Annotated in this window: 13 protein-coding genes and 1 pseudogene; 3 read left to right on the top strand and 11 right to left on the bottom strand. The window is 59.3% G+C overall.

Annotated features, from left to right (window positions below):
- Nucleotides 1–57 precede the first annotated feature (57 nt).
- Both L861_RS14540 and L861_RS24800 read left to right on the top strand, forming a co-directional pair.
- Nucleotides 58–1,690 (top strand): annotated as a pseudogene (locus L861_RS14540) (BCCT family transporter).
- Between the two features lie 70 nt (nt 1,691–1,760).
- Nucleotides 1,761–1,928 carry a hypothetical protein gene (locus L861_RS24800; protein WP_016417222.1) on the top strand — a complete coding sequence of 56 codons (168 nt, stop codon included), beginning with the start codon at nt 1,761–1,763 and terminating at the stop codon, nt 1,926–1,928.
- A 169-nt stretch (nt 1,929–2,097) separates the two neighbouring features.
- Here L861_RS24800 and L861_RS14535 read toward each other — a convergent pair whose 3' ends face one another.
- Together L861_RS14535 and L861_RS24240 are read right to left on the bottom strand one after the other, a co-directional pair.
- Nucleotides 2,098–2,973 (bottom strand): PhzF family phenazine biosynthesis protein, encoded by an 876-nt coding sequence (locus L861_RS14535; protein WP_016417221.1) that lies wholly within the window; start codon nt 2,971–2,973, stop codon nt 2,098–2,100.
- Between the two features lie 34 nt (nt 2,974–3,007).
- The gene (locus L861_RS24240) at nt 3,008–3,172 is read right to left on the bottom strand and encodes a YjiS-like domain-containing protein (RefSeq protein ID WP_016417220.1); all 165 of its coding nucleotides are present in this window, start codon (nt 3,170–3,172) and stop codon (nt 3,008–3,010) included.
- Nucleotides 3,173–3,340: 168 nt separating this feature from the next.
- Here L861_RS24240 and L861_RS14530 point away from each other — a divergent pair, with 168 nt between their 5' ends.
- A complete protein-coding gene (locus L861_RS14530) occupies nt 3,341–4,777 on the top strand; it encodes an aminotransferase-like domain-containing protein (RefSeq protein ID WP_016417218.1) in 1,437 nt (478 codons plus the stop codon).
- A gap of 9 nt (nt 4,778–4,786) precedes the next feature.
- Here the strand turns inward: L861_RS14530 and L861_RS14525 are convergent, their stop codons facing one another.
- The 9 genes from L861_RS14525 to L861_RS14490 all read right to left on the bottom strand — a co-directional run bounded on the left by L861_RS14525 (nt 4,787) and on the right by L861_RS14490 (nt 12,657).
- Entirely contained in the window at nt 4,787–6,058 is a 1,272-nt protein-coding gene (locus L861_RS14525) for an MFS transporter (RefSeq protein WP_016417217.1), read from the bottom strand.
- 77 nt (nt 6,059–6,135) lie between these two features.
- Nucleotides 6,136–6,453 (bottom strand): Gfo/Idh/MocA family protein, encoded by a 318-nt coding sequence (locus tag L861_RS25070; protein ID WP_236617164.1) that lies wholly within the window; start codon nt 6,451–6,453, stop codon nt 6,136–6,138.
- Nucleotides 6,402–6,659 (bottom strand): hypothetical protein, encoded by a 258-nt coding sequence (locus L861_RS25065; RefSeq protein ID WP_021029202.1) that lies wholly within the window; start codon nt 6,657–6,659, stop codon nt 6,402–6,404. The genes L861_RS25070 and L861_RS25065 overlap by 52 nt, the downstream gene beginning before the upstream one ends.
- Nucleotides 6,660–6,693: 34 nt before the next feature.
- Nucleotides 6,694–7,656: a sugar phosphate isomerase/epimerase family protein gene (locus L861_RS14515; RefSeq protein WP_016417216.1), complete on the bottom strand. Its 963-nt coding sequence runs from the start codon at nt 7,654–7,656 to the stop codon at nt 6,694–6,696.
- A gap of 31 nt (nt 7,657–7,687) precedes the next feature.
- On the bottom strand, nt 7,688–8,701 hold the full coding sequence (locus L861_RS14510; RefSeq protein ID WP_016417215.1) for a Gfo/Idh/MocA family oxidoreductase: 1,014 nt from the start codon (nt 8,699–8,701) through the stop codon (nt 7,688–7,690).
- 52 nt (nt 8,702–8,753) lie between these two features.
- Nucleotides 8,754–9,731 (bottom strand): ABC transporter permease, encoded by a 978-nt coding sequence (locus L861_RS14505; protein WP_016417214.1) that lies wholly within the window; start codon nt 9,729–9,731, stop codon nt 8,754–8,756.
- Nucleotides 9,728–10,528: an ATP-binding cassette domain-containing protein gene (locus L861_RS14500; RefSeq protein WP_016417213.1), complete on the bottom strand. Its 801-nt coding sequence runs from the start codon at nt 10,526–10,528 to the stop codon at nt 9,728–9,730. Before L861_RS14500 ends, L861_RS14505 begins: the two co-directional genes overlap by 4 nt.
- Nucleotides 10,529–10,539: 11 nt before the next feature.
- Nucleotides 10,540–11,511, bottom strand: coding sequence for an ABC transporter permease (locus tag L861_RS14495; RefSeq protein ID WP_016417212.1), 972 nt, complete (start codon nt 11,509–11,511; stop codon nt 10,540–10,542).
- A gap of 114 nt (nt 11,512–11,625) precedes the next feature.
- Nucleotides 11,626–12,657 (bottom strand): substrate-binding domain-containing protein, encoded by a 1,032-nt coding sequence (locus L861_RS14490; protein WP_016417211.1) that lies wholly within the window; start codon nt 12,655–12,657, stop codon nt 11,626–11,628.
- Between the last annotated feature and the right edge of the window lie 224 nt (nt 12,658–12,881).

The raw sequence follows: 12,881 nt of genomic DNA, 5'->3' as shown, positions 1-12,881 counted from the left end.
AGCCTACTATCTATTTCACCACCCTTTCCATAAAAGATGGCGGACAAGGAGTCAATCATGTCCACTTTGCATCCTGGAGGGCAACGCGTCTTTTGGATATCTGCACTGATCGTTCTCGCACTCGTGGTCGTCGGTGCGAGCTTTCCCGAACGCTTCGGCGCGATGGCCAATACGGCCCTCAGTGAAGTCGCGCGATTGTTCAGCTGGTTTTATCTTCTCTCGGTGTTTGGCTTCGTGATCTGCCTGCTGGCGCTGGCTTTCAGCAAGTACGGCAAGATTCGTCTAGGACCGCAAGACAGTACGCCGAGTTACAGTTTCTTTTCCTGGGCCAGCATGTTGCTGGCTGCTGGTTTCGGTGTCGGGCTGGTGTTCTATGGTATGGCCGAGCCGATGTCCCATTACATGGAGCCTCCTTTTGGAGCACGCCCGGCCGAAACACAAGCGGCGGCCCGGTACGCTATCCAGTACAGCTATTTCAACTGGGGAGTGCACCAGTGGGCAGCATTCTCGGTGGTAGGGTTGATCATTGCCTACTCCCAGTTTCGCAAAGGCCAGGCTGGTCTGGTCTCATCGGTGTTGTCATCGGTGACCGCCAAGCACCCCCCAGACGCATCGCTATGCCCCGGTGCTGGACATCTTTGCTGTGGTGGCGACCGTGTTGGGGATGGCGACGTCGTTGGGGCTGGGCGTCTTGCAGGTGAATAGTGGCCTGAAAGCGGTTTTCGGTTTATCCGAAGGGGTAGTGTGGCAAGCAGTGATTCTGTTGGCGATGTTCCTGGCCTACTTGACATCGACCTGGCTGGGGCTCGACAAGGGCATCAAGCGCCTGTCGAATCTCAATTTGATTCTGTGCCTCGGTCTGATGGCCTATGTTCTTGTTGCCGGGCCAACAGTGTCGATCCTCGAGACCATCACCCTGGGGCTAGGGGACTACCTGCAGCATTTTATCAGCATGAGCCTGCACATCTCGCCATACACTAATAATGCCTGGGCCAGTGAATGGACGATCTTCTACTGGGCCTGGGTAATCGCTTGGTCGCCCTTCGTAGGGACCTTCGTGGCGAGGATCTCACGTGGGCGCACCATCAGGGAGTATGTGTTTGGTGTACTGATCGTACCGCCATTACTGGCTTGCCTGTGGATCGGTGTGTTCGGTGGAGCAGCGTTGAACATGGAGCTGAACGGCAATGTTGGCCTGGCCGCCGCGACTCAGAACGACATCACCATGGCATTGTTCGAGTTGTTCAAGCATCTGCCATTCACCCTCGTGCTGTCGGTGGTTGCCATGTGCCTGATCTTCATATTCCTGGTGACTTCGGCCGATTCAGCCTCCTACATCGTTGCCCAGATGACTGACAGGGGGGCGATCAATCCACGACTGTACAAGCGCATAGTGTGGGGAGGATTGATTGCTGCCATCAGCCTGACGTTGATCTTTGCCGGTGGGCTCGAAGGGTTGCAGTCGGCCGTGATAGTCGCGGCACTACCGTTCACTTTCATTCTCTACGCTATGGTCTTCGTTCTGATCCGTGAATTACGTGCCGATCGCCGGGCGATGCTGACCGAACTCTATCAACGCCACGAGACGCCGGTAGGCGCCGATGCTTTCGAGGCCGCATTGCTTGGCGAGGAGGATTGGTTGCAGCGTAAACCAGCGGTCAAACGACGTATCAGCAAACGCGATACCTGAATGGTCAGGGGAGGGCGTTAAGCCTATGATGGTGCGGAAACCGGAATCATAGCGCCGGTGGTACGTTGCCATGCCGACTCGCAAACCTCCTCGTGGTGCCACACGCCGCGCACGACAGGCTGATAGCCGTCGTCAGACGCAGGTGTCGTTAGATCGCTGGCTGGATCGCTTGGTGGAAATCGCCGTGTTCACTGCACTGTTGGTGGGGGGTATGGCGTTGGTGGTGACGTTTTTCTGACGAGCCGTTCGTGATTGGTTGTCTAATGCCACCCGCCCCCGTGCGAAAACCGTGGCGCCTAGTCCCCAGGCGCCTTTGATCATGAAGCTGGCGATGAAAGCCAGTACGACGAGACGCAACCTTGAAACCACCTCCTTTGGCTCGATAGCGAGTATGGCAGCAGCATGTTTCAGCTCCGCGAATACATGCGCCCTTCGCCGACGATCACCGCCTGGCCGCCGATGCGAATCGTCATGATGCCTGCATCGTCGCGTTGGACCTCGGTCAGGATGTCGCTTGGGCGCCCCATCTCAACGCCTTGCTCGATGCGCCATTTCCAATGGCCTATTCCCTCCTGATGCGTCGCCAGGAAGCCCGCCAGGGCAGAGGCGGCACTGCCGGTGGCTGGGTCTTCGCGCAATCCGCCAAGCTCGGTGGAGAACATTCGAGCGTTCAGGGCTCCCCCGTCATTCACATAGAGATAGACCTGCTCGACGTGGCTGGGTGAGACATGCTGTAGCCAAAGCGATGCAGAGGGCTGGGCGTGGGCGAGCGTTTCCCGTGAATCGAGCTCGATCAAATGGAAAGGCAAGCCGCATGAGGCAATCGCCGGCTCGCTGACGATTTGTGACGGTGTCAGGCCGAGCAGGCCAGCAGCCGTAGAGCGGACGAGTGAGCTGGTGTCGACCTCGACGGGCTGAGCGGTGGTGAAATAGGCCAAGTCGTCTTCGAAGCTCACCTTCAGATCACCGACCCTGGCTTGTAGGGTCAGCGATTGCTGGCGATCGGCCATACCCAACGCTACCAGCAGATGAGCGGTGCCCACTGTGGGGTGGCCGGCGAAAGGCAACTCGGTGGAAGGCGTGAAGATCCGGACCGGGAAGCGGTTCGCTGCCGTGGGCGCCCCGACGAACACTGTCTCCGAGAGGTTCAACTCTTTGGCAATGGCCTGCATCCGTGAGTCGTCCATGCCTTCCGCTTCGGGAAACACGGCCAGGGGGTTGCCCGCAAAAGGCCGTCCACTGAAGACATCCAGCAGCAAATAGCGATGACTGTCCTGTTTCATACTTCTTTTCCTTTCTATCCTGTGTCGTTGGAGGTCATTTCCAGAACGGCTTGCGCCCTTCACGTTGGGCATCAATGCGATCGATACCGATATCATCCAACAAATGATCGTCCAGTCGCAGCAGTTGGCGCCGTGAGCAGTGGCGCTGGCATTGCCGCCAGAAAGCAGAGTGTAGTCGTTTCAAATGGTCGAGGAGCATCGTCGTGGTCTCCTGTCAGAGGTTCCCTGACAGGCTACGACTAGCCCATGCATCGATACAGATTCAGAGCTATAATATTTTTGCGATACAGATTGAGGAATTATTGCTCTGTATCGCAGATTTTTTCTTCATCTGTATTGATTTTACCGCCATCCTGGGATGACTGTCATGAAACGCTACGAACAGGTGGTACAGACGCTGGCCCAGCGCATCGAGCAGGGGCTGTATCGGGTCGGCGATCGGCTGCCGTCGATCCGAAGCCTGTGTCACGAGCAGGGGGTGAGTGTCTCCACGGCGCAGGAAGCCTATCGTCGCTTGGAAGAAGCCGGCTTCGCCGAGGCGCGGCCACGCTCCGGCTATTACGTTTTGCCCAGGACAACCCCCAGCGTGTTGCCTCGCGTCTCGCGCCCCGCCCAGCGGCCGCTTGACGTTTCGCAGTGGGACCAGGTGCTGGAACTGGTAGGAGGTCCGCCGGACGAAGACGAAATGCTGATGCTGGGGCGCGGTATCCCCGACCTGGGCGCGGCAACGTTGCGGCCGTTGCAGCGGATGCTGGCCACCTTGCACCGCCATGTCGACGTTCGCGGACTCAACTACGACAGCCTGTCGGGTAGCCGGGAACTGCGTCAGCAGATCGCGAGGCTGGCGACGACATCGGGCTGCCTGTTGCACCCGGATGATATTCTGGTCACCACCGGTTGCCAGGAGGCGCTATCGCTCAGCCTGCGTATCCTCACCCAGCCCGGCGATGTAGTAGCGGTGGATTCACCGAGCTTCTACGGTACCATGCAAATCCTCAAGGCCCAGGGCCTCAAGGCGCTTGAGATACCCACCGATCCACAGACTGGTATCAGCCTGGAGGCCCTGGAACTGGCGCTGGAGCAGTGGCCGATCAAGGCGATCCAAGTCACCCCGACCTGCAACAACCCGCTCGGTTATACCATGTCCGAGGCCCGCAAGCGGGGGCTGCTGGCATTGGCCCAGCGTTTCGATGTGGCGATCATTGAGGACGATATCTACGGCGACCTGTCCTTTACCACCCCACGTCCCAAGACCATCAAGAGCTTCGACGACGAGGGGCGGATACTGCTGTGCAGTTCCTTCTCCAAGACCCTGGTGCCGGGGTTACGGGTCGGCTGGATGGCGCCGGGTCGCTACCGCAATCAGGCACTGCACATGAAATACGTCTCTACCGGCGCTTCGGCGACGCTGCCACAGCGGGCGGTGGCCGAGTTCATCACCCAAGGCCACTACGAGCGCCACCTGCGCGAAATGATCCGCCAGTATCAGCGCCACCGTGACATCCTGCTCGGCTGGGTCGAGCGCTACTTTCCAGCCGATACCGGCGTCAGCTACCCGCAAGGTGGATTCTTGTTGTGGCTTGAGTTGCCGGGTGGCATCGACTGCGTGCGTCTCAACGAGCGCCTCGCCAGCGAGCGCCTGTGGATCGCGCCAGGCTCACTGTTCTCTGCCTCCGGCAAGTACCGTCACTGCCTGAGACTCAACTATGCTGCGCCGTTAACGGCTGCTATAGAAGCGGGAATAAAACGTGTCGGCGAAACGGTAATGGCCATGCGCGATGAGCAGGCGGCGCTGGCCGGCTGATATCGATCTTCACCGTTCGCGGTGCTCCACCGTTGCATCGTCGAAGCGGTCGACCTTGCGTAAGGGGGCGAAGATCCGAGACCACGCACCGACCACTGCCAGGGTACCCAGACCACCGACCACCGCCGCTGGTACCGCGCCCAGCCAGGCGGCCATGCTGCCGGCGCGGAATTCGCCGAGCTCATTGCTCGAGCCGATGAACAGCATATTGACGGCATTGACCCGGCCGCGCATCTCGTCCGGGGTGGCCAGCTGGATCAGCGTCATGCGCACGTAGACGCTGATCATGTCGGCGGCGCCAGCAGTCAGCAGGGCCAGCCAGGAAATCCAGAAAACCGTCGACAGTGCGAATACCAGGTTGGCGAGGCCGAAGATAGCCACCGCGGTGAACATCACCAGGCCGGCATGTCGCTTGATGCCTCGCATTCCCAGAAAGATCCCCATCAGCAGGGCGCCGATCGCGATGGCACTGCGCAGCGCGCCCAGGCCTTCCGGGCCGACTCCAAGAATGTCCTGGGCATAGATCGGCAGCAGTGCCACGACTCCGCCCAGCAATACGGCGAATAGATCCAAGGAGATGGCGCCGAGGATGATCGGTTGTGAATGGATATAGCCGATCCCTGCAGTGAAACGTCGCCAGGCGGTGGCTTCGCGTGCCTTGGCCTCCTGTACTTGGCGGACAGGGACGGGCACCAGCAGTATCAACGCCGTGACGAAGCAGCCCAGGCATACCGCATAGGCCAGACTGCCGCCCACCGCATAGAGAATGCCACCCAGCAGCGGCCCACCGATCACTGCGATCTTCATGATCGAGCTGTTGAGCGCAATGGCCTGGGCCAGTTGGGCACGCGGTACGATATTGGGCAGCAGGCTCTGCAGGGTCGGCCCGGTGAAGGCTCGCGCACAGCCAAACAGCGCCAGCACGACATAGTAAAGCGTGACATCGCCGTTGCCGGAAGCGGAAAGCGCAAGCAGCAGGGCACTGCACAGCCCCTGCACGGCCCAGCTCAGTTGCAGGATGCGCTTGCGCGGGAAACGGTCGACCAGGTCGCCGGCGGGGAGCAGCAACACCACCATGGGCAGAAACTGCGCCAGGCCCACATAGGCAAGCGACATGGGATCGCGGGTGATGTCATAGACCTGCCAGGCAACCACCACCGCTTGGATCTGCATGGCGAACACCGCCGCCAGGCGCGATACCAGGAAGGCCAGGAAGCCCGACTGGCGGTGCAGGGGGACAGGAGTGCTATCAGAATCGTAGGCCAGGGAATCGGATCTCATGCGCATGCCATTCTGCGAATCGAACTTCGATTCTAAAGGCAGGCGCTGGTTTTGCCATCAGACTAATCGATAATCTGCTAACGAATTGGGCTGGTGAGGTAGCCGCGGCAGATCAGAATGGTGGGGTATGAACCAGCCGGGCTGAAGGCCGCGTAGTCCGGATGCTCGGGGCCGATCAGCAGGGTGTTGAAACCGCAGCGTCCCTCGGGGTCCTCGTGCTTGTAGAGTTGCAGTTCGCTCATACGCTCCTGATCGAAGACGATGGTGCCCTTGGTGCCGGAGAGGGTGTAGGCCAAGCCTATCTTGCGACGAGTTGCGACCCTGGAAGTCTCGATGTTGCCCATCAGGCCGATGTCGAAGCGCAGCAATACTTGGGCCTGGTCGTCGTTCTCCACCTCCCCAGGCTGCCGCTTCCGCCGGACAGCGGTCGCCGGGGAATAATCGTCTGCGGTTGGCCGAATACCTCGTTGACCTCGGCCAGCAACTCGCATACTGGGTTGGCGGGCAGGGAGAAGACGGTGGGAGCAGCCTCGAGAGCGATGGCATGGGCCTTGCCCATGTAGCCGCTGCCGATCAGGTCGACATTGAGGCGCTCCGGCATGACGCATCTCCAGGCAATGCAATGCAAAAAGGCATCAGCTCGGCAGTTCGTAATCGGGCGCCTCGGTAGGCATACAGTTACGCAGCAGCTCGACGGAGCGGATCACCCCTTCGCGGCGCGACAGGTTGATGTCCTCGTGCTCGATACTCAGCACGCCGTCCTGATAGCCGCCTGCCTGCAACCAGTAGCAGAACTCGCGCCACCAGGCTTCGCCGTGGCCATAGCCCAGCGTCACGTAGGACCAGCTACGCGCCTGAAAGCGCTCCATGGGCTGGTGGTCGAGCCGGGTATTGAGCGCCAGGTTGCTGGGATGCAGGTAGGTATCCTTGGCATGCACATGATAGATGTGCTGCGGGTAGCGCTTGACGATCTCGAGGGGATCGCCGCCCATCCAGAACTGGTGGCTGGGATCGAAGTTGAGACCCACTGTGTCACCCACCGCCTCGTGCAACCGCAGGAAGGTCGGCATATTGTAGACCAGTTGATTGCCATGAGGCTCCAAACACAGCTGGTGGATGCCCTGGTCGTTGGCGTACTTCACCAGCTCGCGCCAGTAGGGGATGGCCACCTGGTTCCACTGGTAGTCGAGCATCTGCTGGGTCTCCAGCGGCCAGGCCGCGGTCACCCAGTTAGGCATCTTGTCGCCGGGCGCGCCCCCCGGCAGGCCGGACATCAGGTTAGTCCGAGGAATCTCGAAATGCCGGGAGAGCTGGATGGCCTGACGCACCACCCGATTCTGTCGTTCCCCATCGGTGGGATGGAGCTGGTTGCCGTTGGCATTGAATGCCGAGATGCTCAGTCCATGGTCGCGGAGCTTGGCCTGGAGTTCTCGGCGCTCGGTGGCACTCTCGAGCAGGCGGTCGGGGTCGAGGTGCGGCGAGTTCGACCAGTTGCCGATGGCGAATTCGACGCTGTCGATGCCCTGCTCGGCGCAGAATACCAACAGTTCGTCCAGGCTGAGGTTGGCCAGGCTGTCGGTGACGAGTCCAATTTTCATGGTTTCCCCCTTGATCAATACAACGATGATGTCAGCGATAAAACGCAGGGCATTCGGGCAGCTCGATCGGCTCGATCTGGCCGGAGTACTTGGCCTTGACGCAAGCATCGCCGGTCAGGGCCACAACATAGCCATCCCAGGCGCTGGGGCCGGTCATCTCGCCGCGCACGGTGGCGTCGATCCATTCCTGGAACTCGACATCGAAGGCATCGATGAAACGGTCTTTCCAACTGACCAGAATGTCACTGGACAGCTTGGCTTCACGGCGTACCGGCACGCTGGCCGGTTCGGGTAGATTGGCGGTCCCCGTTTCCCCGACCACTTGGCATTGAATGTCATAGCCATACTGGCAGTTGACGAAGCTCTCGATGGAGATGTGAATGCCCTGACGGGTGCGCAGCAGGATGACGTGCGGATCCTGCAACTCGGCGTCACACAGTCGAGTCTTGCGCGGCTGGATGACCTGGGCGCTGACATAGTCGTCGTCGAGCAGCCAGCGAAGCACGTCGAACTCGTGCACGCAGGAGTCGGTCAGCGCCATGTCGCCGCTGAAGTCCGAACTTGGTGACTGGGGGTTGCGGTGGGAGCAGTTGAGGATCAGCGGGGCGCCGATGGTATTTGCCGTCAGCACCTGCTTGAGCTGGCGATAGGACTGGTCGAAGCGCCGCATAAAACCGACCTGAACCAACTTGCGCCCTGCGGCCATCTCGGCATCGACGATTTGTCGGCAGCCTTCGGCGGTCACTGCCAGTGGTTTTTCGCAGAATACTGGCTTGCCGGCTGCGATGGAGGCCAGTACGAACTCTTCATGGGTCGGCCCCCACGATGTGACGATCAGCGCATCCACATCGGAAGCGTTGATAACGTCTACGCCCCGTTCATAGACTTTCGCCTGCAGGTTCTCGCCCTCGACCACAGCGCGCGCTTGTTCGAGATTGACATCACTCACTGCTACAACTTGCGCACCCTTCAACTTGTGGGTAATGCGGTGAATATGCTCCTTACCGATGGCACCCGTGCCAATCACACCGATTTTCAGTGTCATGATGCGAATCCTTTTAATCGCTGGCTAATTCAATAGGTTTCATGAGGTTCTTTTATCTGCTGCGTAACGCCCAGTCGCGAAGCGCTCTGTCACTGATGGCTGCTACCACCACTATCACGCCCAACAGCAACATGAACCACTGAGGTTGCACGCCGTTAACCACCAGGAAACTCTGGATGGATGACAACACGAAAGCGCCAATCACCACGCCGAAAAGCGAGACCCGGCCACCCAGGAGTGCACAGCCACCGAGCACACAGGCAGCAATGGCCTGAAGCTCCATCAGGCGACCCATGCCTCCATCGGCGAAGCCCAGCTTGCCGCCTTCCAGGGTGCCGGCCAATGCAGCCAGGATCCCGCACAGAATGAAGGCCCTCAGCTTGACCCGGTTGACCCGTATGCCCCGAGAATGCGCGGTACCAACGGATCCGCCTACCGCCAGCAGACGGTTGCCTCCCGGTGTGGCGTAGAGGAAGGCCATCAGTACGATTAGCCCCAGGAGCAACCACCAGAACGCCGTATTCACGCCCAGGAAATCGCCACCGCCGAACAGCTGATACAGGAACCCCGAGCGCTGGTCATAGGGAACGGAAAACGAGAAGCCTTCGGTCAGGGCCACGGCAACGCCACGAAACACCAGCAGAGTGCTCAAGGTGAGCATCAGCGAGGAAATGCCGAAGCGGGTGACCAGGAATCCATTCAACAGCCCGATACCTGCGCCGGCGGTCGCCGCCAGGAGCATCGCCGGAATTGGACCGATCGTGGCCACTGTGCCCAGGTAGACCAAGGCGCCGATACCAAAGGTCGAGCCCACCGAAATATCGATCTCGCCGGTACCCATGACCAGGGAAGCGCCCAAGGCCAGCAAGCCCAGCGTGGCGGTGATCTGCGCGATCGACGCCAAGTTATAGGCGTTGGCCCACTTGTCGAAGGAAGAGAAGGAGAAAAACGCCACCAGCAGGATGGCAATCAGCAAGATGCCGATTTCGCTGTGCTGGCGCACCAGTTGGCGAACGGAAGACCCCATCATGACGGTTCCACCTCTTTGCTTGTATCCACGACGCGGCCGCCGCAGCGAATGACCTCTTCGAGCTCGTCGGCGGTCATCTCGTCCTTGGCGACATCCGTGACCTTCTCGCCGTTCTCCATGATGACAATGCGGTCAGCGAGCTTATGGACCTGGTGGATATCGTGAGTGATGTAGATCACCAGTAGGCCTTGGTCGCGCAATTGCTGTGCCAGTTCATTGACGTGCTCGCGCTCGCGGACTGAGAGGTGGTTGGTGGGCTCGTCCATGATGACCACCCGGTTCTTGAACTCGACGGCCCGACCGATCTTTATCGATTGGCGCTCGCCGCCGGAGAGCATTTCGACCTGGTCATCGGCGCTGACATTTTCCCTCAGACCGAAGGTGCGAATGACCTTGGTGCTGGCATCGCGCATCTTCTTGAAGTCGAGGAATGGAATCCCGAACCAGCGTTTGACCGGTTCCCGGCCCAGATAGAAATTGCGAGCGATCGACAGGTTGTCGCATAACCCCACGCTCTGCTGAATGGTCTCGATTCCGAATTTGATGGCAAGCTTCGGATGGAACTCCTTGACGCGTTTGCCGGCGAAGTAGACCTCGCCACTGTTGGGCTTGTGAATGCCGGAAAGCACCTTGATCAGGGTGGTCTTGCCGGCACCATTATCACCGACCAGGCCGATCAACTGACCGGAGTCGAAGGAAACCGAGACATTCTTCAGGGCATGGAAGGCGCCAAAATGCAGGTCGAGATTGCGGACTTCGATCAGGGGGGCATTTTTATTCATGGGAGTCACGGACATGATGGTTCTCCTCAGGCGCGGTTTCCGGCCCAGCGGATCAGGGACTGGTTAAAGATGAGGGCGACTATCAGCACGAGGCCGACGAAACTGATATACCAGGAGGCGGGAGCTCCCAGACTGATCAGTTCATAGCGCACACCGGTAATGATGAAAGCACCGAGCACGGCACCGAGAAGGGAACCACGCCCACCGCTCAGCAGGCAGCCCCCGATGACGGCCGCAGCAATCGCCTCGAGCTCCATCAGATCACCGAGGGTGACGTGGGTCTGGGGCTTGTCTGCCAGAGTCAGGATCGCGGCGAAACCGGCCAGCAACGAGCAAAGTACGAAGGCCCTGATCTTGACGCGATCAGTGCGGATGCCCTGGCTGAGCGCCGTGTTCTCGTCGCCACCGGTTGCCAACAACCGGTTGCCGAACTTCATGCGCCATATCACCAGTGACAGCACCACCATCAGTCCAGCCGTCCACAGGATCGCGGCCTCGATACCGAACAGTTCGCCACCGAACAATTGGGTCAGCCAATGCGCGCGGGATTCGGCCGGAAGGGAGCGCACCGAACCCCCGGTCCACACATAGATCAGGCCGCGCACCGCGAAGAGGCCGCCCAAAGTGACGATCATCGATGGGATCTTGCCCTTGATGACGGCCATGGCTTGGAGGAAACCGATACCGCCGGCGATCGCCATGGCAGCGATGATGGCGCCGGGCACGCCGAGGTCGGCCTCCAGCGTGATGAAAGCGATCCCGGTCAACCCATAGACGGAACCGACGGAGAGGTCGATTTCCTTGGCCATGATCACGATAGCCTGGCCAATTGACATGCAGCCGAGAATGGCCGTGAATTGCAGGATGTTGCCCAGGGTACTTCCCGACCACCATCCGGAAAAATCGATGAGTGAGAACACCGCAAACATCATGATGACACCGACAATGGCTCCGAAGTCTGGGCGTCGTGCGAAAGCGCTAGTATTTAGAGTAATCATAAGAAGCTCACTTGCGGTTCATCCCGAGCTGTCTCCTGGATCGGGGCTGTAGCCCCGATCCAGTGATCCGGTGTATCGGTTGTGTCGCCGTTACACCAGACCAGCGAATGGCACTTACTGCCAGGCTGAGCTGTCTTCGGAGCCTGACCCGAATACTGCTTTGGATAGGGGGTCGAACTTTTCTATATTGGTGGTATCGACCATGATCGGGCCGGTGATGATGTCCGACTGAGCTTCATAGCCGAGTTCGTGATACCAGTAGAGCCATTCGAACGGGATATAGCCTTGCAGCCAGAAACCTTGCTCACTGGCAACCAGCAGGTGGCCCTCCTTCAGTCCGGACAGGCCGATCGGTCCAATACCAACGGCGAGGATGGTCATGCCTTCATCATCGACATCGGGACTCATGCCTAGCTCATTGGCGACCTGCCATGACCAGGGAGCGGTGAAATCCCCCATGTTGAGGATGTAGTTGGACTCAGGATGGGAAGACAGATAGGCCTGCAGGTTGCTGCGGAAAGTAGCCGGGTCGGCACCCGTGAAGAGATATTCCGTGGTGGCGCCCACTTCCGCGACGGCTTCCTCGATACCGCGACAGCGCTCACGAAGCCCTTCGTGCTCCGCTGCGATCATTGCGCAGACGACGTGTTCCGGCATCGGGACTTCCCCCGCCTCGGCCTTCTCGATGGCGTATTGGCCAGTCTTGTAGCCGGTAAGGTACTCGTCGCCACCCACATAGGTCATATAGGGGATGCGTTCTCTTTCCGGTCGAGAGTCCGGAATGTTGAACGCCACAACGGGAATTCCCGAGTCGATCGCCCGGCGAATCGGTCCTTCGAGCGCATCGCGGCTGACGATGGGTACAGCGATACCATCGGGGCGAGAGGCGATGGTTTGATCCAGCAGGCGCACCAATTCCTGGACGGAATACTGATTGGAGGAAACGTATTCCGTGGTCACGTTCGGGTATTTTTTCTCGAACTCCTCCATGGCCATGGTCAGCCATTTCATGTTCGGGTCGTTGGAGCCGATATGGGAAACCATCACGAAGCGATATTCCTCGGGCTCCTGAGCTACTGCCGTCGTGGCAGTCAGAGCGATCCCTGCTATCGCTAGGCCTGTCTTGATAGATGCGAGCCATTTCATGTTGTTGTCCTCTCTGCTGGTGGTGTCCCGCCAAGTGTTGCCAACTTTCTAACTGGAGCGGGTTGTTGTCGAAGCTACCCGTAGCCAAGGGCATTACGGATACCGGAGAGACTTTGTATTGTTCTGCCAACGCTCGAGTATCGAGTGACATCTATTTGTGAAATGTAGATTCCGAATCGTCTTATGGCAAACTATTTGTTCTATACTTTGGTATAAATGGAATT

It is taken from the genome of Litchfieldella anticariensis FP35 = DSM 16096, from assembly GCF_000409775.1.
Lineage (GTDB): Bacteria > Pseudomonadota > Gammaproteobacteria > Pseudomonadales > Halomonadaceae > Litchfieldella > Litchfieldella anticariensis.
Note: the sequence above shows the minus strand (reverse complement) of the source record. Positions and strands in the feature narration are given on the sequence as shown.